The sequence below is a fragment of the Tritonibacter litoralis genome, assembly GCF_009496005.1.
GTDB lineage: Bacteria > Pseudomonadota > Alphaproteobacteria > Rhodobacterales > Rhodobacteraceae > Epibacterium > Epibacterium litoralis.
The window spans coordinates 652,531-677,052 of record NZ_WIBF01000001.1; the positions used below are offsets into that span (position 1 = coordinate 652,531).

Sequence of the window (24,522 nt, forward strand, 5' to 3'; positions counted from 1 at the left end):
AAGGACAGCGACAGGAGTGCTCCGTCGCCTAAAGATGTGGGAGGGGCAATGATCTGCCCCTCCGCAAAAGTAATGGCTTAGAGGCCCGCGTTTGCAGCTTGTGCGGCTTCGATCATTTCGGCGCCTACGTCACCTGCAAACTGATCCCAAACCGGCTTCATCGCTTCCAGCCAGACGGAACGCTGTGCGTCATCCAGGGTGCGTACAACGCCACCTGCTTCGATGATCGACGCTTTTGCTTCGCCGTTGACTTTGGTGGATTCCGCGTTCCGGGTTGCGGTCACTTCATTCAGGATGGTCAGGAACTGATCACGCACGTCTGCGTCCAGGCTGTTCAGCCAGTCCACATTGGTCACTACCAAATAGTCCAGAACACCGTGGTTGGTTTCGGTGATACCATCTTGAACTTCAAAAAACTTCTTGCCGTAGATGTTGGACCAGGTGTTTTCCTGACCGTCCACAACGCCCTGCTGCAGCGCGCCGTAAACTTCAGAGAACGCCATTTTCTGGGGCGAACCACCGATGGCTTCCATCTGCGCAACCAGCACGTCCGAGGATTGAACGCGGAACTTCAGGCCCTGCGCGTCTTCGGGTGAGATCAGCGGCTTGTTTGCCGACATCTGCTTCATGCCATTGTGCCAGAAGGCCAGACCTTGCAGACCACGGCGCTGCATCGAATCCAGCATCGACTGACCGGCTTCGGAACCTTGGAATGCGTCAACGGCTTCGATGTTCTTGAACATGAACGGCAGGTCAAACAGGCGGAACTGCTTGGTGAACTTCTCGAATTTGGAAAGGGACGGCGCGGCCAGCTGAACATCGCCCTGCAACATTGCTTCGAGTACTTTGTTATCGTTGTACAGTGTCGAGTTCGGGTAGACCTCGATGCACATAACACCGTTCATCTCTTCGTTCACGCGCTTTTCCAGCAAAGACGCAGCAATCCCTTTGGGGTGCTTGTCGGTGTTGGTCACGTGGCTGAACTTGGCGACGATCTCGCCATCATCACAGGCAGCAAACGCTGCACCAGCGGTCGCGGACAGAGCAACGGCAGTTGCCGCAACGGTCAGGAATTTCATGATAACCTCCCAGTAAGAATCCCTACCCCCACCCAAGGCGAGGGCTCGCCGCAAATGTGTCCAATCGCAAATCCCGCCACAAGAATTGATTCGAATTTCACCGAATCACGAAAATTTCGCGATTGTTTTCAAAGGCGTATAATTTGCACAAGAATACCGCATGGGTGTTTGTTTTTTGATCTGTGCGAAAACCCGCACAACGGATTTTGGGTTTGTGCGGAAATCCGCACAACTGTTAGCGCCGGTAGTCCTCAGGGCGAATCCCATAGCGCGCAAGCTTGTCATAAAAGGTCTTGCGCGGCAGCTTCAGGGACTGTGCCGCCGCCGCGGCCCGCCCGTTTTCCCGCCCAAGTGCCGCGATCAACAACGACCGCTCGACCTGCGCCATCTGCTCTGCCAATCCCAGCTCCGCCGCCTCGGACACCTCTTCGGGCATGCCCAGCACAAAACGCATCGCAGCCGACATGAGCGAACGCGCATTTCCCGGCCAATCCCGCGCCATCAGTGACGCCATATACTCCGCCGAGATCTCGGGCGCTTTGATGCCTGCCTGCTCTGCGGCCTGCGCCACATAATGGCGAAACAGGACCGGAATGTCAGATGGCCGCTCGGCCAGGGACGGGATACGCACCCGCATCACATCCAGCCGGTAAAACAGATCCGCGTTAAACGCGCCTGCCGTGACAGCCGCCTGCAGATCCACAGTTGTGCCCGCAATCATCCGCGCTTCGACACCGCGCTCCAACGCGTCCAGCACCGCATATTGCGCCTCGGTCGACAAAAGCTGCACCTCATCCAGGAACAGAGTCCCCTGGGCTGCTTCCTGAAACCCTGCGGCAATATCTTCAGCACTGAAAGAGGCCGCAACCCGTTTCACAAAGGGGCCCTGCGCCACCGGCGACATCAGATGGATGACCTCGGCCACTTTGGACACGCCGCTGCCGGGAGCGCCGGTCACCAGCACTTCGGCCTGGGTCGGGGCCACACTGCGGGCGCGGGCGCGCATCTCCTTGGCCTGTGCAGAGCTGCCAAACAACATCCGCGTCGCCGCATCACCGGTCTCCAGCTTGCGTTTCAACTCACGGTTTTCCAGCACCAGAGCCCGCGTTTTCAGCGCGCGTTCCAGAACCGCTAACAGCTCCGCCGTCGCACAGGGTTTTTCCAGAAAGTCAAAGGCCCCCTGCGAGATCGCCCGCACCGCCATGGGAATATCCCCCTCACCGGTCAGCAGGATCACCGGCAGTTCGGGATCTTTTTCCAGCGCGTAATCCAGCAAATGAAACCCATCCCGACCGGGCATGCGAATGTCGGACAGGATGACCCCCGGAAAGGCGGCCGTGATGTGATCTTTGGCCGCCACAAACGACCCAAATGTCGCCGGATCCAGATCATGCAGTTCCAGCGTCTGCCCCAGCGCGTCGCGCACCGCGACATCATCATCCACCAACAGAACCTTGCGTGTCATGCCGCATCTTCCTTGTTCCAATAGTCAAGCTCAACGGTGAACAGCGCACCCTGTTCCGTGTTGATGCCTCGGATATTGCCGCCAAAGCTTTGCACTAACCCGTATGAGATCGACAGCCCCAGCCCCATCCCCTCTTCGTTGATGCTGACATCTTTGGTGGAGTAAAACGGATCAAAGACCTTTTCTGGCTCTTTCAATCCAGGTCCAACATCCCGCACGCTGACGGACAGTTTTTGCCCGGCCTGCACATAAATGCGGATCAGCCGGTTGTCCTGTTCCATCATTGCATCGGCGGCATTGTTGATCAGATTCACAAAGACCTGCCCCAAACGCACCTCGCCGCCCAATGCATAAACCGGCGCGGAAAACGATGCCGGGTCCCAGTCCAGCTCAATGCGATCCGCCGTCAGCCGCGGCTCGGTCAGCTCTACGGCGGTATTGATCACCGCAATCACATCCACCCGCCCCACAGGCTCGCTTTCATTGCGGGCAAAGGCGCGCAGGTTTTTGATGATCCGCGCCATACGCGCCGCCAGATCCGCAATGCGGGTCAGATTATCCCCGGCCCGGTCGCTTTTGTTGCGCGCCAAAAAGGCAGAGCCGTTCTCCGCATATTGCTGGATCGCCATCAAGGGCTGGTTCAGCTCGTGACTGATCCCGGCGGACATCTGGCCCAGCGCCGACAGTTTTCCCGCCTGGACCAGATCCGCCTGCGCACGGGTCAATGCGGCTTCGGCCTCTTGGCGTTCATGCACTTCGCGGCGCAGATCCTCGTTCACGCGGGTCAGCTCCTGGGTCCGTTGCGCCACGCGCCCTTCCAGCTCGGCATTGGCCAAGGCCAGCGTGCGGCGCCGTTCCGTCACCAGATAAAGCACCGCGCCAAAGGCCAGACACAGCGCCATCACCGTGGCCGCCTGCAACATCGCCAACCGATGCGCCGGGGCCACATCCACCAGGATCTCCCCTACCAGGTTCAGCCCCGGCAGGTTCACCGCCTGATGCAATGCGGTTTCCGGCAAATAGGGGTTAAACGATGACATCCACAGATCATGCCCCCCGACCGAGACTTGCTGGATCACCTGCTCAATCCCGTGACTGTCATACAAGCGACTGCCATCGGCAGAGCGTTGGTAATGCAGCAATTCTGGCCGGTTTGAGATAAAGATCTGCTGCTCTTCATTGGTGAAAAACACCGCAGGCAGGGATCCGCGCCAGGTCTGTTCGACATCTTCAACATCGACCACCACCACCAACGCACCCTGTACGCCACTGGTGCCAAAAATCGGCGCCGCAAAGAAATAGGCCCGCTGCGCGCCGGGCGACAACACCGCATACCCCGTGCCCAGTGCCCCCTGCAGCACCCGGTCAAAAAAGGGTCTGCCCCGAACCACGCGTTCTGGCCGGCTTTGATCCTGCGCCACGGCCTCGCCCTCAGTGTTGACAAAAAACACGTCCACCGCGCCCGTTTTATCCGCCGCCGATTGCAGGAAGTCCGCCACCTGTGCCGAGGGTTCGCCAGCCGCCAGCCTCCGCACTTCGGGGTGGTCTGCCATCAGTACGGCCAGCTCTTGATAGACCTGCAACTGGGACGTGACCCGGTCGGACGCCAGTTCCAGGTCCGCCGCCGTGCGTTGTGCCAATGTGTCCACTGCCTGACGAAACCCATAGGTCCAGACAATGGCAGACAGGGTCAACACGGCCGCCAAAAAGCCAACGATCGCCACCCAGCGGTTTTTCATACGTGTTTGCATCCCTGTCACCTTAACAAAGCAGGCTTTGCATTGACCAGAGATCGTGGCAAAGAGTTTATGATATGAAGACCTTGTACCAGTCCCCGACCGATCCCGACTTTGTTCAAAACCCTTATGGGTTTTATGATCGCGCCCGCCAAGACGGGCCGCTGCATTTCTGGCAGGACTATGGGATGGTCGCAGCCTTTTCCCACAATGCGGTGCATATGCTGCTGCGCGACCGCCGGTTTGGCCGCGCATGCCCGGCAGAGCTGGTCACAGATCCCGCGCCGCATCTTGCGCCGTTTCTGGCCGTCGAAGCGCATTCCATGTTGGAGCTGGAGCCACCGCGCCACACCCGGCTGCGCAAACTGGTTCAGCGCGCCTTTACGCCCCGCGCGGTCGAAGCCCTGCGCCCTGAGATTGAGGCGCTGTGCCATCAGTTGATCGACCAATTCCCGACACAGCCTTTTGACATCCTCAAATCCTATTGCATCCAGGTGCCCGCCATTACCATCTGTCGCCTCCTGGGCGTGCCCGAGCGCGACGCGATGCTGCTGGTCCAATGGTCCAACGAGATTGTCGCCATGTATCAGGCCGGCCGTGACCACCAGACGGAACTGCGCGCCGCACAAGCCGCTGCTGATTTCAGCCTCTATCTGCGCCACTACATCGACGCCCGCCGCGCCGATCCCCGTGACGACCTGATCACCCGCCTGATCGCAGCCGAGGAAAAAGGCGCAACCCTCAGCACCGATGAACTGGTCAGCACCTGCATCCTGTTGCTGAACGCCGGGCACGAGGCGACGGTCTCCACCCTGGGCAATGGGCTGCGGATCATGTTGCAGGAGGGTTGGGAAACCAGCTGGATCGCACCCGGTGGCATTGAACGGCTGATTGAGGAAATCCTGCGCTTTGACCCGCCGCTGCATATGTTCACCCGCTATGCCTATGAAGAGGTGGAGATGTGCGGCCACCGGTTCAAACGCGGTGATCAGGTGGCGCTGCTTTTGGCCGCCGCCAACCGCGACCCAGAGGCTTGTCCCCGTGCGGATCAATTCGACCCGACCCGCGCGCCCAAGGTCAACAAATCCTTTGGCGGTGGGCTGCATTTTTGCGTCGGCGCGCCCTTGGCCCGGATGGAAATGCAGATCGCCCTGCCGATCCTTTTGACCCGGTGCCCGAACCTGAACCTGGCTGAGGTACCCACCTTCCCGCCCAGCTACCATTTTCATGGCTACAGCAGCGTGATGGTGCAGGTGGATTAAAACACGCTCAGGTCTCGATCGGCAGCATGGTGGTGGATTTGATCTCTTCCATCGACAAGAGGGCCGTTACATTATGGACCCGCACCTCTGAGATCAGCGCCTGATAGAATTTGTCATAGGCCCGCGCGTTTTGAACACGCACCTTGATAATATAATCGATGTCGCCCGCCAGACGATGCGCCTCTTGCACCTCGGGGCGGTCCTGCAAGGCCTTCAGGAACTTGGCCTGCCAATCCGCCTCATGCTCGGACGTGCGGATCAAGACAAAGAAACACGCCTCATATCCCAGCGCCTCTGCATCCAGCAAAAAGGTCTGCTGTTTGATGACGCCCGCATCCTTCATTTTGCGGATCCGATTCCAGACTGGCGTCTTGGAACTGCCAACACGACGTGCAATTTCATCCAGTGACTGCCCGGCATCCCGCTGCAGCTCTGCCAAAATTTTCCGATCTGTCCCGTCTATCCGCACCGTCATTCCTGTTTTCCTTCCATTTCAGGACAAACCATTCTGCGCGCCGATGGGCATAGAATAATCATCCTTATTTTTTCTTACATATGGCAGGCATGGGGGAATATTTCCTATATCTAGCATCAAGTCAAACGACAACACGGGTCCTGAGTAATGACACAGCAACGCATATCCCCAATCAAAACCGCCACCGCCCCTGCGCGTGGTCCGTTTTGTCTGGTGGCCGGTGCCGTGGCATTTGTGGGCTCTGGCCCCGGTGACGCGGATCTGTTGACCGTCAAAGCGGTCAAATCCCTGCAACAGGCCGATGTGATCCTGTTCGACCGTCTGGTCAGCGCCGAGATCCTGGAACTGGCAGGCGACTCGGCGCAGCTGGAAAACGTCGGCAAAGAGGGTTTTGGCCCGCAAGTCTCGCAGGAAGAGATCTGCGCGCGTCTGGTTGCCCATGCGCAGGCCGGATTGAAAGTGGTCCGCCTGAAGTCCGGCGACCCCACCATCTTTGGCCGCTTGGACGAAGAAGTCACCGCCTGTGAACAGGCAGGCGTCGCCTATCAGATCGTCCCCGGCATCACCGCCGCATCTGCCGCGGTTGCGGGCATCGGGCAAAGCCTGACCCAACGTGGGCGCAACACATCGGTGCGGTTCATGACCGGCCACGACATGAAGGGCTTTGCCGATCACGACTGGGCTGCGTTGGCCCGTCCCGGCCAGGTCGCCGCCGTTTATATGGGCAAGAAATCCGCCCGTTTTGTCCAGGGTCGCCTGATCATGCATGGTGCGGATCGCGCAACCCCTGTGACAATTGTCGAAAATGCCTCGCGCTCCGATCAACGCGTGTTGGAAACAACACTGGACCGCCTCCCCCAAGATCTGGCAGAAGCCGCCTTCGACGGACCTGCCCTGACCCTTCTCGGGCTTGCCCCGCGCGACAGCGCAGCCGCCCTTTACGATTTACAAATGGAGCTCGCATAATGCCACGCCCCTTTACACCCAAAGTGGTGACCGCCAATGATCTACTTGAAGGTGATGTGATTTACTTCACTGCCGACAACACTTGGACACGTGAACTGTCCCAGGCTGAGCTGATTACAGATGAAGCAGAAGCGCAGCTGCGCCTGCTGGAAGCCGAGAAACAGAATATCTCGATCGTGGGGGCCTATCTGGCCGACGCCAAAGGCGGCGAAAATGGCCCCGAGCCCACCCACTTCCGCGAAGAATTCCGCCGCACGGGTCCTTCCAACTATAGCCACGGCAAACAAGAGGCCCGCAGCGATGTATAAGTACAACCAATTTGACACGGCCTTCCTGGCCGAGCGCAACGCCCAGTTCCGCGCCCAGGTTGAGCGCCGCATTGACGGCTCCCTGACCGAGGATGAGTTCAAGCCGCTGCGTCTGATGAACGGTCTCTATCTGCAGCTGCACGCCTATATGCTGCGGGTTGCCATCCCCTATGGCACGCTGAACCCCGATCAGATGCGCACCCTGGCGCTTTTGGCGCAGAAATGGGACAAAGGGTACGGCCATTTCACCACCCGTCAGAACATCCAGTACAACTGGCCAAAACTGAAAGACGTGCCTGACATGCTGGACGCGCTGGGTCAGGTTGGCCTGCACGCGATCCAGACTTCGGGCAACACCATCCGTAACGTGACCTCGGACCATTTTGCCGGCGCCGCTGCGGATGAGATCAAAGACCCCCGCCCGATTGCCGAGCTGATCCGCCAATGGTCCACCGACCACCCGGAATTTCAGTTCCTGGGCCGCAAGTTCAAGATCGCCATCACCGGCAGCCCCAATGACCGCGCCGTGACCAAAGCCCATGACGTAGGCCTGCGCATGGTGGAAAAAGACGGCGAAGCCGGTTTTGAGGTCATTGTGGGTGGCGGTCTGGGCCGCACCCCGATGGTTGGCAAAGTCCTGCGTGACTTCCTGCCGCAGGCGGATCTGCTGCCCTATCTCGAAGCGGTTCTGGCCGTCTACAACATTCTGGGCCGTCGCGATAACAAGTACAAAGCACGGATCAAGATCACGGTTCAGGAAAACGGCATCGACACCTATCGCGAGATGGTTGAAGAGCAGTTCATCCAGCGTCGCGCCGAGTTTGATGGCACCGACCAGAAGCTGTTGAAAGAGATCGAAGCGCATTTTGCCGCGCCAGAGTTCCGCACCGATGACACGGCTGCCTATGATGCGGCCTATGATGCTGATCCGATCTTCCGCGCCTGGGCCGACACAAACCTGGCCAAACACCGCAAAGACGACCACGCGATTGTCACGATCTCGGTCAAGGCACATGGCCAGACACCGGGTGATGCAACTGCCGCACAGATGAATGTGATGGCAGATCTTGCTGAACAGTTCGCCTATGGTGAACTGCGCATCAGCCACGAGCAGAACGTGATCCTGTCGCATGTCCATAAATCGGACCTGCCCGCGATCCACGCCAAGCTGAAAGAGGCCGGTCTGGCCACCGCCAACGTGGGACTGATCTCGGACATCATCGCCTGCCCTGGCATGGATTACTGCGCGCTGGCAACCGCCCGCTCGATCCCGGTGGCCCAGGACATCGCAACCCGCTTTGACGAGTTGAAGCTGGAGCATGAAATTGGCGCGCTGAAAATCAAGATCTCGGGCTGCATCAACGCCTGTGGCCACCACCACGTGGGTCACATCGGCATCCTGGGTCTCGACCGCGCGGGCGTCGAAAACTACCAGATCACTCTGGGCGGTGACGGCACCGAAACCGCGACCATCGGCACACGCACTGGTCCGGGCTTCGCCTATGATGAGATCATTCCAGCCATTGAACGCATCATCACGGCCTACCTTGAGGTGCGCGAAACTGCGGAAGAAACCTTCCTTGAAACCTATCGCCGTGTGGGCATGGAGCCGTTCAAAGCCGCGCTCTATCCCGACAGTGAAAAGAAAGTGGCCTAAGGCTCATGTTCACATCCACGGATCACATCCAACCAAAGGCGCTGACAGATGCAGACCGTGCCTTGGCTGACAAGGTGGAGGCGCTCAATACGCGCTTCCGCCACCACTCAGCCACATCGGTCATGCAAGGCGCTCTGCAAGAGGCGGGTAACATCGCCCTTGTGTCCAGTTTTGGCGCTGAATCCGTGGTTTTGCTGCACATGGCAGCGGTCATTGATCCCAATACGCCGGTTCTGTTTGTGGACACCGAGCTGCTGTTCACCGAAACGCTGGTCTACCAGCAAGAGGTGAGCGAACGCCTGGGTCTGCGCAATGTCCGCGTGATCAAAGCCGAAGACATCGCAGAGAAAGACCCCTATGGGGCGCTGCGGTTCAGCGACAAGGATGCCTGCTGTGCGCTGCGCAAAACCCTGCCGCTGCAAAAGGCTCTGGATGGCTATGACGGCTGGATCACCGGTCGCAAACGCTTTCAGGCGGGCAGCCGCGCGGCGCTGGACTTCTTTGAGGTCGAGCAAGGCACCGGCCGCATGAAGATCAACCCGCTGGCCCATTGGGCGCCCGAAGATGTGCGCGCCTATATGGATGAAAACCGCCTGCCCCGTCACCCGCTGGTGGCCAAGGGCTATCCTTCGATTGGGTGTGCCCCCTGCACCACCCCGGTCAAGGACGGCGAAGACCCGCGCGCCGGTCGTTGGCGTGGCGACAACAAAGAAGAATGCGGTATCCACGTGGTGGATGGCAAATTTGTACGCACAGGAGCGTAAAAGATGAGTGTGATTGTAACCGATAGCGGTTTTGTCCAGGACGATTGGACCGGCGGTTTTGAGGGCGACAATGTCCTGCAACTGGCCTCTGATGCGGATCTGAAAACAGCTGCAGCCGCGTTGGACGGCGTTCAGCTGGTTGTGGTGGAATTCCCCAGCTTTGCGGATGGCCGTGGCTTTACCCTGGCCCGTCAGCTGCGCCTGCAGGGGTTCACCGGCCGTCTGCGCGCCAAAGGCCATGTGCTGGCCGACCAATATGCCATGGCCCGCCGCTCTGGTTTTGATGAGGTCGAGATCAGCGATGATCTGGCCACCCGCCAGCCCCAAGAGCAATGGCTGGCACGCGCCAACTGGAAGAACCACAACTACCAAGCCCGCCTGCGCGGTGGCCAAGCCGCCCGCTAAGCAAGCTTCAATCGCTAAATTTTGACCATCTGGACAATTTTTCAGGGGGCGTGCCTTGACTTTTTACGGGCCCCTCTGTTCTGTCCTGATCAAAATCAAAGAGAAATCCGCAGCATCGGGGTATCTTCCCCCGTGCTGCCCATAAACGAGATTGTCCCGTGACCGACGCTGCTGTTGACACCAAACCAAAGACACCCACCCTGCCTGACGCGCAGACCGTAACCGAAGTGAAACATTGGACCGACCGTCTGTTTTCCTTCAAAGTCTCCCGTCCCGCCTCGCTGCGCTTCCGCTCGGGTGAGTTCGTAATGATCGGTCTGATGGGTGAGGTGAACGAGAAGACCGGCAAAGCCAAGCCGATCATGCGCGCCTATTCCATCGCGTCGCCCTCCTGGGCCGAGGAAATGGAATTCTACTCGATCAAGGTCGAAGACGGCCCGCTGACCTCCAAACTGCAGCACATCGAACCCGGCGACGAAATCATCCTGCGTCCCAAGCCCGTTGGCACCCTGGTGCATGACGCGCTGATCCCAGGCAAACGCATCTGGTTCTTTGCAACCGGCACCGGTTTTGCGCCCTTTGCATCCCTGCTGCGCGAGCCCGAGACATATGAGAAATTCGACGAGATCATCATCACCCACACCTGCCGCGAAGCGGGTGAGCTGACCTATGGTGCCGAGCTGATCGAAAGCCTCAAAGACGACGAGCTGCTGAACGAAGTGATCGGCGAAGGCTTCTGGAAGAAGATCAAATACTACCCGACAACCACCCGCGAAGAGAGCCCCAAAATGGGCCGCATCACCGACCTGATGAAGTCCGGCGAAGCCTTTGCGGATCTGGGTGTGGAACCCTTGAAGCCAGAAACCGACCGCGCCATGATCTGCGGCAACTTGGCCTTTAACCTCGAACTCAAAGAGATGTTCGAAGAGACCTATGGCCTGGAAGAAGGCGCCAATTCAAAACCTGCGCATTTCGTGGTCGAGAAGGCCTTCCTCGACTAATTTTTCAAGACCAAGGCGACTACTCACACATTCAAAGCCGGGCTCTGCAAAGCCCGGCTTTTTTCATTGCGCCCTACACTGCCCTTTGACATGTCACCCTCAGGCAATTAAGTTGCACCATACAACTTAATTGATGGGACCACCGTGACCGACATTCAAACCATCCGCGCCATCCGGTTAGCCTCGCGCCTGTTGGTGCGGGAACTTGGCTTTATGGGCGGCGATTTTGCAGGCACCGATTTGCCCCCGTCCGCTGTGCACGCACTGATCGAGATCGAAGGCGGCGACGTCACCGCCAAAGTGCTCTGCCACCGTCTCCACCTTGAAAAATCCAGCGTCAGCCGCATGTTGCGCAAACTGATCACCACCGGGTTGATTGCAGAGACACCCGGTGCAGATGCACGGGTCAAGAGCCTATCGCTCACGGACAGCGGCAGAAAATGCGTGGCAGAGATCCACACCTTTGCCAGTTCACAGGTGAAGACGGCGCTGGCCGCTCTGGCACCATCGCAAACGGAGCTGATCGCAGATGGATTGAGCCTCTATGCCGAGGCGCTTGCAAAATCCACACCTCCCGCTACCCCGGTCACGTTTCACACGGGCTATCAAACCGGCCTCATCGCTCGCGTCGTGGACTTGCATATCAGCTATTATGCTCGCAAAGCAGGTTTTGACAGCGCCTTTGAAGCGGCTGTCGCCGGGGGGCTTGCGGATTTTGTCCCAAGGCTAACGCACCCCCAAAATGAGATCTGGACAGCAACACACGCCGGTCAAATCATCGGTTCCATTGCCATTGATGGTCAGGATCTGGGGGACGCAACGGCTCATCTCAGATGGTTCATAGTTGATCCAAGCGCGCATGGCACGGGTATCGGGCGAGCCCTTCTGCAAAAGGCGCTCGCCTTTGTGGATGAACAGGGATTTGAGACGACCCAGCTTTGGACGTTCCACGGGCTCCACGCCGCACGTCGCCTCTATGAATCAGAAGGCTTTGTACTGGCTTCAGAATATACAGGCCGCCAATGGGGGACCGAGGTTCTGGAGCAGCGATTTGACCGCAAACGTCGCGAAACCTAATTTTCTACTGGAAATCTCAAAACAAAAAGCCCCCAGAAGTCAGAGGGCTTTTCTTTGTTCTCAGTTAGAATCAAAGGCCGAGCGCAGATTTCACCTGATCCAACGCCGCCTGCAGCAGCTCAGGATTGTCGCGCGCCTGCGTCAGTGCCGCGGTCAGCGCCGTCTTGTTCAACGCATCCAGTTCTGAGCCATTCACCATCTCGACAACTTTGTCAAAATCAAAACCATCAGCTGTCAGCAGGGACAGCGGGCTGTCGACCGCCGCAGCCGCCGCATCACCGGTCACCGCCTCGACAGAAGACGTTGCCTGCTCGACCGCGTCGCTGCCAGCCTCAACCGCGCCGGATACTGCATCCGAAACCGCATCTGTCGCCGCCTCGGTTGCCTCTTCCACCACATCCGTGGCGGAGTCTACGGCCTCCTGCGCGCTGTCCACGACATCTGTTGCGGCCTCGGTGGCGGCATCGGTCGCGTCTTCAACTGCGTCGCTGGCGGCGTCCTGCACGTCTTCGACGACAGATTCGACCTGATCCACAATGGAACCCGCCGCATCTTCAACAGCCTCTTGGGTGGTCTCTTCTGCCGGTGCCTCAGCCACGGGTGCCGGTGTTTCCGCGCTGCCGTCGGCTGGGGGAGCCACTGCCTCCAACGGCGTGGTTCCTTGCGATTGGTACCACATCACGCCACCCACAACGACAACCGCCGCAGCTGCAATCAATGTAACTGGTTTCATCGTAAATTCCTTTCGTTAACCAAACCCTGGATTGGATCTTGATTGCTAAGTGAGGGGGATCGCGCAGGCTCTCAAGGGGGAAAGATGACCCAATTGCCCCCCACCCTCTGCATCGGCCAAGCCCTGCTGATGTCAAAGCAGGCCTTGGGCGGTCCTTGGCCGAGAATACACAAAGCCCAAAGTCAAACATGGGTTGAAAACCCTCAAAAGGCCAGTCATACCCGCATTTAACTTGAATCACGTGTCTTCAGACGATAGTTTTCAGACACTTTTTTGAAATGACAGAAGGATAGACGTCATAGCCCGCAGACCGCACAACGCGCCGCCTCAACGTGAAACTGGCCCGCGCATCAACGAACGTATTCGCGCCCCCGAAATCCGCCTGATCGGCGCTGAGGGCGAAAATGTAGGGGTGGTGCACCCCGCAAAGGCGATGCAGATGGCTGCTGATGCCGGTCTTGATCTGGTAGAGATCTCTCCCAACGCCACCCCGCCAGTGTGCAAGATCATGGATTTCGGCAAGTTCAAATACGAACAGCAGAAACGTGAAAGCGAAGCGCGCAAAAAGCAAAAGACCATCGAAGTCAAAGAGGTGAAGTTCCGTCCGAACACAGACACCCATGACTATGAGGTCAAGATGCGCAATGTGTTCAAGTTCCTGGAAAAAGGCGACAAGGTCAAAGTCACCCTGCGCTTTCGGGGACGTGAGATGGCGCACCAGAACCTGGGTCGTGAACTGCTGTTGCGTGTTGCAGAAGACATCAAAGAGGTGGGCAAGGTTGAAAACATGCCCAAGATGGAAGGCCGTCAGATGATCATGATGATCGGCCCGCTTCCGGTCAAATAACGGCAAATGCCTCTGCCCGGTTTCCGGGCATATATTCAAGAATATCAAAACCCTCCGTCCCGCGGAGGGTTTTTTCTTTGGCAAAGTGTCTTCTGCAGCCCTCAGTTACGACACCGTTAACCAATATGGGATAGGCCGAGGATGCATTCCTATTGGGCGACACTCATGACAAATTTGACAGAGTTACAGAATACGGCATTTACGGCGATTGGACCCAGCCGAATTGCTGCGTTATCCTTGATGGCTTTGGTTAACCAAGAGGTCGAAAACAAAAACACCGCCGAGGTGTTTAACCTCTCCGCGAAACGGCTTGAAAACGCATATAAAATGCTGAGCGTTCGACTGCCGGAACTGCTCAAGGAGGCCGATCACAAATTCCCTGATGCCGTCGCAGAGAAGCAAAAGGCGGCGCTGGACGCGCTGCAGCCGGTGATGAATTACATTCGCGCCGCGGACGGCAAGGTGCATGACCTTCCCAAACAATCCGCCGAGTTTTCCAATCATTGCCTGTTTGTGCTGGAACCGGCGGTCTCTTCTTTTTTGATGGAGATGACGCAGAACTTGTTGGGCACCCAGAAACAGCGCAGCCAAACGCGTGAGAAGGACATGTTGGAAGCGATCACCAGCGCGGAATCCGTGGGCCGCAACATTCAGCTAATCGCCTTCAACGCCTCGATCGAGGCGGCGCGCATCGGCGACATGGGCAAAGGCTTTGCGGTGATTGCCACAGAGATCCGCGAACTGTCGGGCAAGACCCAAGTGCTGTTGGATGATATCGCAGGCTTCCTGCGCACCTGACCCAGCACGGCACAGCTCAGCGCTCTGCGTCGCTTTCGCGGCGGGGGCGCGGGCGTGTGGGGATTTCTTTCAACAGGCCGCCAACCCCCATGGCGGCAATATCGGCCCCCGTCACACGAAGGCCGCACAAGACCCGTTCCAACACCCAATCCGCACCATTCAGCGCAGGGGAACGGGCGCAGCCCGGCAGGCCAATCACGGGTCGCTCCCCCAGGTGACCCAGGAACAACAGGTTGCCCGGATCCACCGGCATGCCAAAACGCTCCACCACGCCGCCCGCCAAGCGCAGCGCATTTGGGGCCACATCCATCGCGTCTGACGTGGCCGACCCTGTCAGGATCAAAACCAGCTCAGCCTCTGCCACGAGCAAGGTCGCGGACAAAGCCTCTGCCAAAGCGGTTTCGGTATGGGGCACGATCACCGGCGGTGTCAGCGCAGCCCCCATTCGCTCCAACCGCCCCGCCATCGCAGCCCGGCCCTTGTCGGATCGGATCTGCCCCGGCACCAGCGTTTCAATCAGAGTCGCAGACCGCAACAGGCTTGGGCGCAAAAGCAACGCCCCCACGGCGGCTGCCCCTGCCACGCTGATGCTGGTCGTTGCCACGCCATAGGATATGATCTTGACCGTTGCCACCATGGTCCCCGCGTCCACACGGTGACAATCGGGCACCGTGGCAATGGTCACCATCGGGTCCACCGCGTTCAGGGCGGCAATTTTAACCGCATCCACCTGCATCACACCGGGAGCCTGCGCATAAAGGTTCACGCGCCCGGCGCCCGCGGCAACCACCCGCAGACCCAGTGCAGCGGGATCCGGCGCGACCTGCTCGGCCAAGGCAAGGGCCGCCGCATCCTCATGCAGATCGCCGCGCCCCAGCTGCGCTACAACCACCTGATCAAGCCCCGACGCGCGCAGATCTTGTAGATCCTGGGACGTCAGCTGACAGCCTTTGCGCAGCTTGCCATTTGGGGTGGTGATGGAATGCGCCAACAGCGCGCCCTGGGCATCGTCCAGTGGGACCGGTCCAAATTTCATGACTGACGCCCTCGCAATACGGCGGTGATTTCAGCCAGAATAGCCACCGCAATCTCGGCCGGTGTGGCAGCAGCCACGTCCAGCCCAACAGGCCCATGGATGCGCGCCAGATCCTTGGGCGCAAACCCCGCCTCTGCCAGCCGCGCCACGCGCGCGGCATGGGTTTTCCTGGACCCCAATGCGCCGATGTAAAAACACGGCGACCGCAAGGCCACGGTCAGCGCCGGATCATCCAGTTTCGGATCATGGGTCAACAGCACCACAGCGCAGCGCGCGTCCAGACCCTGGTCCGCCAATGCTTCATCCGGCCAGTCTTCCACCAGATCAAACCCCGGAAACCGCGCCGCGCTGCCAAAGCTGCTGCGCGGGTCAATCACCACCGGCGCATAGCCCGCAATCTGCGCCATCGGCACCAGAGCCTGGGCAATATGCACAGCGCCCACCACCAGAAGGCGCAGAGGCGGCACATGCACCGCCACAAAAGTCATACCATCCGCGTCCAGACCCGAGCGATCCTGCGCGATCCGCTCGGCAAGCCCGTCCTGCACCATCCGCCCATGCACCAGCCGCCCCTGCCCCGTGGTCACATCCACCACATAGGCCACCGGCTGGCGCGCCGCGCGCAGATCCACCAGGTCAGACAGGGTTGCCTCGGACAGGCTGGCGCTCACAGGTTCCACCAGGATCTTGATCGTGCCACCACAGGCCAGACCCACGGCAAAGGCATCCGCATCGGCAATGCCAAATTCCAACAGTGCGGGCTGGCCAGTTTCCAGCGCATCCAGCGCGGCATGGACCACCGCCCCCTCGACGCAACCGCCCGAGACCGATCCCGCGATCCGACCATCGCCGCCAACCACCAGCTGCGCGCCCACACGCCGCGGTGCCGAGCCCCAGGTTTCAACAACCGTGGCCAAAACGGCCCCAATGCCCGCGCGATGCCAGGCCAACGCTGTCTCGGGTGCTGTGTCAATGGATTGGGTCATATCCGCCTCTGCCGTGGAACCGGCTGTGCTGTAAGGTCGGGTCTTTTGACACGGTTTGCAAGATCAAGTAAACCCCGCAGTTTACCGACCAGACCACAACACTGCCCACCCATGTCCGCTACGCAACACAATTCCAAAGGGTTTCAGCCCCGTTTTTGCCCCGATTGACCTTTAACCAATTGAAATGGCATTTGTGCCAAAATGTAAATTCAAGCCGGTGATGGCACGCACCACCGGCAGATGGATCTGTGTTCAGGAGAACCCGATGGTCAGGGGTGTTACGGTTCAGTTCGGGAAAATCACCAGATGCGCATAACAGCCGTCACCTGCGTCAAAAACGAAGGGCCCTTCCTCTTGGAATGGATCGCCTTTAACCGTCTGATCGGGGTGACGGATTTCCTGTTTTACTCCAATGACTGCAGCGACGGCACGGACGCCCTGCTGGATGCTATGGCCGCACGCGGTATTGTCCAGCATCTGCCCAACCCCGCCCAAGGGCGCAATTACCAGATGGAGGCGTTGAAACACGCCCGCCATCAGGAGATCGTAAAACAGGCCGACTGGCTCTGGATCGCGGATGTGGATGAGTTTTTGAATATACACATCGGCACACACACTATTCCTGACCTGATCGAGGCCTGCGGGACCCCTGCGGCCATATCTCTGTCGTTCCAGTTCTTTGCCAACGCAGGCGTTGAAACCTATGCCGACAAGCCGGTGATCGCCCAGTTCAGCCAGTGCCACGACCCGGATATCTGGGCGGGTGAAACCGCGATCGAGGTCAAGACGCTGGTGCGCGCCGATTTCCCACTGCAATATTACGGTGCCCACCGTCCCTTCCTGCGCAAAGGTGTGCAAAAAGACGCCCGCCCCATGTGGACCGACGGATCCGGCCGCGCGGTGCCCTTTCGGTTCCTGACCGCCGCCAATCCCCGCCGGATCCGCAAATTCCCAGCCAAAGGTGCGCGAGCATTTGCCACGCTGAACCACTATGCGCTGCGTTCGCTGGACAGCTTTCTGGTGAAAAACGACCGGGGGGATGTGAACCGCGAAAACCGCGCTTTTGATGACACCTATTGGCGTGAACGCAATGATGGGACCTGGCGCGACACCTCGATCCGGCGCTACCTGCCTGCGCTGACGGACGCGTTGCGCGACCTCAAAAGCGATCCCGAAATCGCCCGCCTGCACCGCGCATCGGTCAAGGCGCACCGCGACAAATGCGCCGCGTTGATGGCGCAGCCCGCCTATCGCGCCATGCGCCAGCAACTACAATCCGCCCCCACCATCACCGCCGCCGAAGAGGCGCTGGTTGCGGAACTGGGGCTGGCACCGGCGGAGGTGGCAGAATGACCTTAAAAGTTGTGAACCTCGGCCTGCCCAAATCCGGCACTACCACCCTGGCCCGCGCCCTGACACAGGCCGGTTACACCGTCGCCGACCACCGCCTGCGCGACAAGGAAGAGGACAAGCCCGGCAAACGCCGCATCTTTGTCGCCAATCTCCTGTATCGTGGCCTTTATGAGCATGATGACCCGATGGCGCTGTTGCCCGGCTATGACGCCATCTCCGAGATGAGCTTTATCCACGGCAAGAATTCGGTCTGGCCTCAGTGTGACTTTATGATGCTGCAAGCGCTCAAACAGCGCTATCCGGCGCTGAAATTCATCGCCACCCGGCGCGACGCTCAAAGCCATTCACGCTCAATCATGGCGTGGAACAACCTGGGCACCAACCGTCTGCCCAACAATGCAGTTCCCGGCCTGCCCGTCGGCTATGGCAAGACCGAGGCGCAGCAGATCCGCTGGATCGACGCCCATTACACGGCGCTGGCCCATTGGTTCCGGGACGATCCCGACTACCTCGAACTGGATGTGGCCGACGACACCGCCGCAGTGCGGGTGTCGGCCTTTCTGGGCCATGATCTGCCCTGGTGGGGCAAAGCCAATGTGAACAAGAAGGCCAAAGCCAGCTGATGCGTATCTATCTCCATATTGGTCTGCCCCAGATGGGGGCGGACCGGCTGCAACAGGTTCTGGCCGACAAGCGGGACAATCTGCGCGGCCACGGCATTCTGGTGCCCTCTGCCGCGGGCAAGGGCAATCACACACGGCTGTTTATGGCCGTCACCGACCCAGATCATGTGGACAGCCTGCGCTGGAACCGGGGCTTTTTTGCCCCCGACCGGCAGGCCAGCTTGCGCAGCAAACTGGCCAAGGATCTGGCCCGTGACATCGCCGCCAGCAATGCCACATCCATGATCTTGACCGCCAGCCAGCTGGGCGCGCAGCTGCATGGGCCGTCCGAGATTGCGAGCCTGCATAAATTCCTGTCCCAGTTCAGCGATGATATCCGGCTGGTGGCCCATATTGACGAACCCGCTGCCGCCTTGGCACGCCATTATGCGGCTCAGGTGATGGAAGGGCGCACAACACCCCTGACCCACGAACTGGCGCTGTGCGGCGCGGGCGATTGGTGGCAGGCGGCGCTGGATCAAACCCCAGCGAACGCCCCCCTCAAAGGGCAATTCCACGAGATCCAGGGCGCCCCCTTCTGGCTGGATTATCCGCGCCTCCAACACGCGTGGGAGGCGGTTTTTGGCGCTGGCAGCCTGACCTTGCGCGCCTATGACCCGGATCTGTTTTATGGCCCCGATGCAACGCAGGAGCTGCGCGCGGCCTTTGACATAACGCCCCAGATCGGCAAGGCCAAAGTGGCCCAAATCCCACCTCAGCCCTCTGCCGCAACCCTTGCGCGGGCCCGGCAGTTTAACACCGCCCTATTGGCGCTGATCGACAAACGCGGCTGGATGGTGCCGCGCCGCCTGTGGCGCAGCCTGCTGCAGGAGATGGCAGTGGCAGGCGATCCCCTGTCCGCAGCCACCCTTACGCCGGTCTCCAAGTATTTTGCAGCCGCAAATCGCGCCCTCTTGGCCGCCCATCCCGCCTTGCCGCAAACCCTGTTCAAAGCCCCCCGCGCCCGCAAGGACTGGCAAGAAAGCTCTCCCGAACAAGGGTTTCGCGCCGCCCATTACCTTCTGGCGCATCTGCCCCGACTGGAGGCCGCCCACAAAGAAGAGCGCGCCGCCAAAGCAGGTTTTACCGATCTGACCAACGATGAGGCCCTGGCCGATCTATCGCCCGAAGCGCGCGCACTGATGCCGCCCCTGGCGCTCCAGAACTTTGCCACCCTCCAGGGCTCCCCGTTCAAGCCGCACAATAGCGTCGGCACATTGGATGACAGTTTTGGCGATCAGCCCTTTGCTCCGCTTGCGCCCCGTCAGCGGCTTACGGGCTCCAGCGGCAATGTGATTGTGGGCTGCATGAAGAACGAGGCGCCTTATATTCTGGAATGGGTCGCCTATCACCGCGCCATCGGCATCGACAATTTCCTGATCTACACCAACGGCTGCGAAGACGGCACGGATGAAATCTTGGGCCGTTTGCAACAGATGGGCATCCTTGAACACCGCAACAATGACGACTGGCGCGGCAACTCTCCGCAGCAATTTGCCCTCAATCGCGCGCTCAAGGAACCGGTGATCCAGAACGCCGATTGGGTGATCCATATTGACGTGGATGAGTTTATTAACGTGCGTTGCGGCAATGGCACGCTGCAGGACTTCTTTGACCACGTGCCGGATGCAACCAATGTGGCCATGACCTGGCGGCTGTTTGGCAACAACGGTGTCGACCGGCTGGCGGATCAGTTTGTGATCGACCAATTTGACCATTGCGCCCCGAAATACTGCCCCAAACCCCATACGGTCTGGGGGTTCAAAACCATGGTCAAAAACATCGGTGCCTATGACAAGCTCAGCTGCCACCGTCCCAACAAACTGGTCGACGGCAAACGCGATCAGGTCAAATGGGTCAATGGCTCGGGCCAGGACATGACCCGCGAAGCCGCCGAAAAAGGCTGGCGCTCCTCGCGCAAATCCATCGGCTATGACCTGTTGCAGCTCAATCATTATGCGCTGCGCTCGGCGGAAAGCTTCCTGATCAAACGCCAGCGTGGCCGCGCCTTGCATGTGGATCGCTCGATCGGGTTGAACTATTGGATCCGCATGGATTGGAGCGATCACCGCGACACCACGATCAAACGCAACCTGCCGCGCCTGCGCGCCGAATATGACCGCCTCTTGCAGGACGAAGCGCTGCGCAATTTTCACGAACAGGGCCTCGCCTGGCACCGCGCCAAGGTGCAATCCCTGCACAGCCAGCCCGAATTTGCCGCTTTGTACAAACAGGCACGCGGCGTCAAACTCAACAGCGTGGAACGCGTGGCTTATGCGCTTGCCCTCGATATGGAGAGCTGACGGATGAACGATCTCTCAAACACACAGCAGGTTTTGAAAAGCCGGGGTATGAAATTCCCGCTGGACAAATCCATCCTACCGCCCCGCGTCCGCGCCTCGCTGCGCAACGACGGCTATGAGCAAAAGGAAGCCACCGCCGTCGAAAAGCTTGTCAAACGGGGCGATGTGGTGATGGAACTGGGTGGCGGCATCGGCTTTATGTCGACGCTGGTCGCCACCAAAACCCGCGCCAAATCGGTCCACGCGTTTGAGGCCAATCCCCAGCTGATCCCTTATATCCGCGAGGTCCATGCCCTGAACAAGGCCGCAAAGGCCCAGGTCACCCATGCGGTTCTGGGCTCAGAAGAGGGGGAGGCCACATTCTATGTACGCCCCAACTTCCTGGCGTCGTCCCTATCACCGATGGAGGATGACACCGACGAGGTGACCCAGGTTCAGGTGCCTGCACTGGACGTCAACAAAGTGATCGCAGATCTGAAACCTACCGTCCTGATTTGCGACATCGAAGGGGCCGAGGTAGATCTGCTGCCCAAAATGGACCTCAGCGCCCTGCGCGCGGTGGTGATCGAAACTCACCCGCAATGGATCGGCAAATCCGGCATCCAAACCGTGTTCCGCACGCTGGACGCCGCAGGCCTTGTGTTCTTCCCGCGCTGGTCTCACGGCAAGGTCGCGGTCTTCCGGTCGGATTGGTAAGACATGCGTTTTCTGGCACTTCTCACCGTCCGCAACGAAGGCGCGTTCCTGTTGGAATGGCTGGCCCATCACCTCGCCATTGGCTTCACGGACTTTCTGGTGTTTTCCAACGATTGCCAGGACGGCACGGACAAGATTCTGGACCGGCTGGAGGAAATGGGTCTGATCACCCATGTCCGCAACGATGGCCCGTATGACAAATCCGGCATCCAGTTCACTGCCCTCAAAACCGCTGACAAACACCGGCTGGTGAAAAAAGCCGACTGGATCCTGTCGCTGGACATCGATGAATTTGTCAATATCCACGCCGGTGACGGCCATCTGACCGACCTGTTGGGGGTGCTGCCCGATGCTGACGCCATCACCCTGACCTGGCGTCTGTTTGGCAATGCCGATCAGGTGCGGTTCACACCAACGCCTGTGACCGAAACCTTCACCCGCTGCGCACCGGAACTGGTCAACTGGCCCTGGCGCGCCTCTATGTTCAAAACGCTGTATCGCAACACTGGCACCTATCGCAAAACCGGCGTGCACCGCCCCCGCAGCGTCAAGGAGGAAGACCAGCTCGACAGCTATCGCTGGTTTGACTGCGAAGGGCGCGAGTTGGGTCGCCAGTTCAAGACCAAGCGGCTGTTTTCCAACTATGGCCAGCCCAATTACCGCCACGCGCAGCTGAATCACTATGCCCTTGGCGCAATGGAAAGCTTTGTCCTCAAAGCAGATCGCGGCCGCGCCGTTCATTCCGACCAAATGCTGGATGTGGATTATTGGGTTGAACGTAATTTCAACATGGACACCGACACCTCGATTGCGCGCTACAAACCAATGCGCGACGCGCTGCTGGCAGAAATGGCCGAGGACAAGAAGCTCACTCGCCTGCATGAAAAAGCGGTGGATTGGCGTCACGCCCGCTTTCGCCACCTGATGCTCGAAGAGCCGTTTCGCGCGCTGTTTGCCCGCCTGCTGATGACACCGCCATCACGCGCCATCAATGCCACCACCGCCCGCACCCTCTCTGGTTTTGCCTCGCTGGGACGGCGCAATCTGGCCCCCCAGAACAAAGAGTAAAGCCGCGCCCCTTTTGGGCGGCCCTAATGACACAGGCCATCTGCAAAAACCGTGCGCCTCGGATCACAAATCGGCCGGTGCTCCCACGATTTTGCCCCCCGCCCTGACACAGGTCACGATGCGTGTAGACAGGTAATTTATGTCAACCTAAACTGGCCCTAACATTACATTTTCAAGGTTAAAGAGGTTAAGACAGAATGTCAGATATTGCACATGGGGGCCACGCGGACCCAGCCTGGTTTGTGCCTCCAGGGGACGGCGATTTTCTTGCGATTGTCGTGCTCGTGATTATCCTGGGCGGTCTTTATGGTATCGTCTACCTGTACGCCGCCTTTGACCGATGGGCCGAGCATCAGGCACAGGGCACCCCCTTGGCCAAGACCATCCCAACCCTGCTGGCCATCGCGCTGATTTATGAAATCTTTCCGGTCGACCATTTCCACCCGCTTTTGCCGCTTTGTGCGGTTCTCATCGCGCTGATGGCGGATTGGTCCCGGTTCCATCTAAACACCAAGGCAGACCCCGCTCCCACCGCGCCACCGGCCACACCAACTGTGGAAGAGGAGCGCGACGATGTTTGAGCTGCTGTTCACATCCTTCCCAGCCGTGATCCGCTACTTTCAACTGCGCCGCCGCGGCGAGGCGATGACCGTTTGGAACATGAAAACCGCCGTGTTCCTTTGGGCGATTATGGCCGTGGCCGTCTTTACCCTTGTCTTCTATTTCCACCCCAAAACCTATGCAGGCGTTGTCCCCTATCGCACCGTATCCGTGGTCGCACAAACCACCGGTCCGGTGACCGAGGTTGCGGTCACCAATGGCCAGCGGGTCGAGGCCGGGGATCTCTTGTTTCGCATCGAAGACAGCGCCCAGCGCGCAGCTCTGGCAGAGGCCCAGGCCCAGCTTGCGGTGATCGACGCCGAAGAGGGCAAGGCCGAAGATAGCAAAAAAGTGGCCGAAGCCGGCGTGACCGAGATCGAGGCCCGCATTGTCAGCCTGCAGGATGACTTAAACGACGCCGAAGCCTTGGTTGAACGTGGTGTAGGCACCACAAACACCGTCGTCGAAGCGCGCGCCGTTTTGGAATCCGCTCAGGCCGACCTCGACGCTGCCCGCTCGCAGCTGGATCTGGCGCTGGTGGAGCTCGAACAAAGCATCCCCGCCCAGCGGCAGGCTGTTGAGGCCGCGATCGAGCAGGCCGAAACCGCGCTTGGCTTCACCGAGGTGCGCAGCTTTGTGGGCGGCACCGTCACCCAGCTGGCCCTCAGCGAGGGCAGCCCGGCCACCACATTGGTTGTGCGCCCCTCCATGATCATCATCCCCGACCGCCCCAAGGATGTGCCAATACGGGTGCTGGCTGGTTTCTCGCAGGTGGCCAACTCCACGATCTACGAGGGCATGCCCGCCGAGGTTGCCTGTGATGCCAATGCCAATCTGGGCTTTCGCAACGCGATTTTCCCAGCCCATATCGTTCTGGTCCAACCTGCCGTGGCCACCGGTCAGGTGGTGCCCAGCGGCGACATCCGCGAGCTGAACAACGCCACCTATCGCGGCAGCGTTCAGGCCTTTGTGGAACTGGTTCACCCGGAACATGAAGCCATGCTGCTGGATGGTACCGGCTGTATCGTACAGGCCTATACCAATAATATGGACGGTGTGTTTGGCCATATCATCGCAGCCACCGGCGTCGTCAAAGCCGCAGGCCTGCGCATGAAAGTGCTTGGCTCCATCTTCAACGGTATCGGTCTTGCGGGTGGTGGCGGCCACTAACGCTCTCTCGTGACGCGCCGCTTTGACCCGCCTCAAAGCGGCGCGCCACATTTACAAACCTGGTCTCAGGCCCTG

Annotated in this window: 24 protein-coding genes; 17 read left to right on the forward strand and 7 right to left on the reverse strand. The window is 59.4% G+C overall.

Annotated elements, in window-relative coordinates; translation table 11 throughout:
* Positions 1–77: 77 nt before the first annotated feature.
* The 3 genes from GFB49_RS03170 to GFB49_RS03180 form a co-directional block, all read right to left on the reverse strand.
* Positions 78–1,079 carry a DctP family TRAP transporter solute-binding subunit gene (locus GFB49_RS03170; RefSeq protein ID WP_153214324.1) on the reverse strand — a complete coding sequence of 334 codons (1,002 nt, stop codon included), beginning with the start codon at positions 1,077–1,079 and terminating at the stop codon, positions 78–80.
* A 235-nt stretch (positions 1,080–1,314) separates the two neighbouring features.
* Positions 1,315–2,544 (reverse strand): sigma-54-dependent transcriptional regulator, encoded by a 1,230-nt coding sequence (locus GFB49_RS03175; RefSeq protein ID WP_153214325.1) that lies wholly within the window; start codon positions 2,542–2,544, stop codon positions 1,315–1,317.
* Entirely contained in the window at positions 2,541–4,295 is a 1,755-nt protein-coding gene (locus GFB49_RS03180) for a sensor histidine kinase (RefSeq protein ID WP_153214326.1), read from the reverse strand. Before GFB49_RS03180 ends, GFB49_RS03175 begins: the two co-directional genes overlap by 4 nt.
* A 62-nt stretch (positions 4,296–4,357) precedes the next feature.
* Between GFB49_RS03180 and GFB49_RS03185 the strand changes: the two genes are divergently transcribed.
* The gene (locus GFB49_RS03185; RefSeq protein WP_153214327.1) at positions 4,358–5,542 is read left to right on the forward strand and encodes a cytochrome P450; all 1,185 of its coding nucleotides are present in this window, start codon (positions 4,358–4,360) and stop codon (positions 5,540–5,542) included.
* Positions 5,543–5,549: 7 nt separating this feature from the next.
* Here the strand turns inward: GFB49_RS03185 and GFB49_RS03190 are convergent, their stop codons facing one another.
* Positions 5,550–6,017 carry an Lrp/AsnC family transcriptional regulator gene (locus GFB49_RS03190; protein WP_153214328.1) on the reverse strand — a complete coding sequence of 156 codons (468 nt, stop codon included), beginning with the start codon at positions 6,015–6,017 and terminating at the stop codon, positions 5,550–5,552.
* Positions 6,018–6,227: 210 nt separating this feature from the next.
* Between GFB49_RS03190 and cobA the strand changes: the two genes are divergently transcribed.
* The 7 genes from cobA to GFB49_RS03225 all read left to right on the forward strand — a co-directional run bounded on the left by cobA (position 6,228) and on the right by GFB49_RS03225 (position 12,195).
* Entirely contained in the window at positions 6,228–6,983 is a 756-nt protein-coding gene (gene cobA, locus GFB49_RS03195; RefSeq protein WP_246149600.1) for a uroporphyrinogen-III C-methyltransferase, read from the forward strand.
* Complete coding sequence (locus GFB49_RS03200) at positions 6,983–7,291, forward strand: DUF2849 domain-containing protein (protein ID WP_153214330.1); 309 nt, start codon at positions 6,983–6,985, stop codon at positions 7,289–7,291. Before cobA ends, GFB49_RS03200 begins: the two co-directional genes overlap by 1 nt.
* Positions 7,284–8,948 (forward strand): nitrite/sulfite reductase, encoded by a 1,665-nt coding sequence (locus GFB49_RS03205; RefSeq protein WP_153214331.1) that lies wholly within the window; start codon positions 7,284–7,286, stop codon positions 8,946–8,948. Before GFB49_RS03200 ends, GFB49_RS03205 begins: the two co-directional genes overlap by 8 nt.
* Before the next feature lie 5 nt (positions 8,949–8,953).
* Positions 8,954–9,712: a phosphoadenylyl-sulfate reductase gene (locus GFB49_RS03210; RefSeq protein ID WP_153214332.1), complete on the forward strand. Its 759-nt coding sequence runs from the start codon at positions 8,954–8,956 to the stop codon at positions 9,710–9,712.
* Positions 9,713–9,715: 3 nt separating this feature from the next.
* Positions 9,716–10,117, forward strand: a complete 402-nt coding sequence (locus GFB49_RS03215; protein ID WP_153214333.1) for a DUF934 domain-containing protein — start codon at positions 9,716–9,718, stop codon at positions 10,115–10,117.
* 158 nt (positions 10,118–10,275) lie between these two features.
* Positions 10,276–11,118, forward strand: a complete 843-nt coding sequence (locus tag GFB49_RS03220; protein ID WP_343032453.1) for a ferredoxin--NADP reductase — start codon at positions 10,276–10,278, stop codon at positions 11,116–11,118.
* A gap of 144 nt (positions 11,119–11,262) precedes the next feature.
* Positions 11,263–12,195, forward strand: a complete 933-nt coding sequence (locus GFB49_RS03225) for a bifunctional helix-turn-helix transcriptional regulator/GNAT family N-acetyltransferase (RefSeq protein ID WP_343032454.1) — start codon at positions 11,263–11,265, stop codon at positions 12,193–12,195.
* Between the two features lie 70 nt (positions 12,196–12,265).
* Here GFB49_RS03225 and GFB49_RS03230 read toward each other — a convergent pair whose 3' ends face one another.
* Positions 12,266–12,928: a hypothetical protein gene (locus GFB49_RS03230; protein WP_153214334.1), complete on the reverse strand. Its 663-nt coding sequence runs from the start codon at positions 12,926–12,928 to the stop codon at positions 12,266–12,268.
* 385 nt (positions 12,929–13,313) lie between these two features.
* Here GFB49_RS03230 and infC point away from each other — a divergent pair, with 385 nt between their 5' ends.
* On the forward strand, positions 13,314–13,775 hold the full coding sequence (gene infC, locus GFB49_RS03235; RefSeq protein ID WP_425505181.1) for a translation initiation factor IF-3: 462 nt from the start codon (positions 13,314–13,316) through the stop codon (positions 13,773–13,775).
* Positions 13,776–13,940: 165 nt separating this feature from the next.
* Complete coding sequence (locus tag GFB49_RS21340) at positions 13,941–14,573, forward strand: methyl-accepting chemotaxis protein (RefSeq protein WP_281347134.1); 633 nt, start codon at positions 13,941–13,943, stop codon at positions 14,571–14,573.
* Positions 14,574–14,589: 16 nt separating this feature from the next.
* On the opposite strand, the gene GFB49_RS03245 is transcribed toward GFB49_RS21340, so the two are convergent.
* Together GFB49_RS03245 and GFB49_RS03250 are read right to left on the reverse strand one after the other, a co-directional pair.
* Complete coding sequence (locus tag GFB49_RS03245) at positions 14,590–15,609, reverse strand: molybdopterin-binding protein (RefSeq protein WP_153214336.1); 1,020 nt, start codon at positions 15,607–15,609, stop codon at positions 14,590–14,592.
* Positions 15,606–16,595, reverse strand: coding sequence for an XdhC family protein (locus tag GFB49_RS03250; RefSeq protein ID WP_153214337.1), 990 nt, complete (start codon positions 16,593–16,595; stop codon positions 15,606–15,608). Before GFB49_RS03250 ends, GFB49_RS03245 begins: the two co-directional genes overlap by 4 nt.
* A gap of 306 nt (positions 16,596–16,901) precedes the next feature.
* On the opposite strand from GFB49_RS03250, the gene GFB49_RS03255 reads away from it, so the two are divergent.
* From GFB49_RS03255 to GFB49_RS03285, 7 genes are all read left to right on the forward strand, one after another.
* Positions 16,902–17,948 (forward strand): glycosyltransferase family 2 protein, encoded by a 1,047-nt coding sequence (locus tag GFB49_RS03255; RefSeq protein WP_153214338.1) that lies wholly within the window; start codon positions 16,902–16,904, stop codon positions 17,946–17,948.
* Positions 17,945–18,571 carry a sulfotransferase gene (locus GFB49_RS03260; RefSeq protein WP_153214339.1) on the forward strand — a complete coding sequence of 209 codons (627 nt, stop codon included), beginning with the start codon at positions 17,945–17,947 and terminating at the stop codon, positions 18,569–18,571. The genes GFB49_RS03255 and GFB49_RS03260 overlap by 4 nt, the downstream gene beginning before the upstream one ends.
* Entirely contained in the window at positions 18,571–20,913 is a 2,343-nt protein-coding gene (locus tag GFB49_RS03265; protein ID WP_153214340.1) for a glycosyltransferase family 2 protein, read from the forward strand. Before GFB49_RS03260 ends, GFB49_RS03265 begins: the two co-directional genes overlap by 1 nt.
* A gap of 3 nt (positions 20,914–20,916) precedes the next feature.
* A complete protein-coding gene (locus GFB49_RS03270; RefSeq protein ID WP_246149581.1) occupies positions 20,917–21,609 on the forward strand; it encodes an FkbM family methyltransferase in 693 nt (230 codons plus the stop codon).
* Positions 21,610–21,612: 3 nt separating this feature from the next.
* Positions 21,613–22,677 carry a glycosyltransferase family 2 protein gene (locus GFB49_RS03275; protein ID WP_153214341.1) on the forward strand — a complete coding sequence of 355 codons (1,065 nt, stop codon included), beginning with the start codon at positions 21,613–21,615 and terminating at the stop codon, positions 22,675–22,677.
* 197 nt (positions 22,678–22,874) lie between these two features.
* Positions 22,875–23,258: a hypothetical protein gene (locus tag GFB49_RS03280; protein ID WP_153214342.1), complete on the forward strand. Its 384-nt coding sequence runs from the start codon at positions 22,875–22,877 to the stop codon at positions 23,256–23,258.
* The gene (locus GFB49_RS03285; protein WP_153214343.1) at positions 23,251–24,447 is read left to right on the forward strand and encodes an HlyD family secretion protein; all 1,197 of its coding nucleotides are present in this window, start codon (positions 23,251–23,253) and stop codon (positions 24,445–24,447) included. The genes GFB49_RS03280 and GFB49_RS03285 overlap by 8 nt, the downstream gene beginning before the upstream one ends.
* The last annotated feature ends 75 nt before the right edge of the window (positions 24,448–24,522 follow it).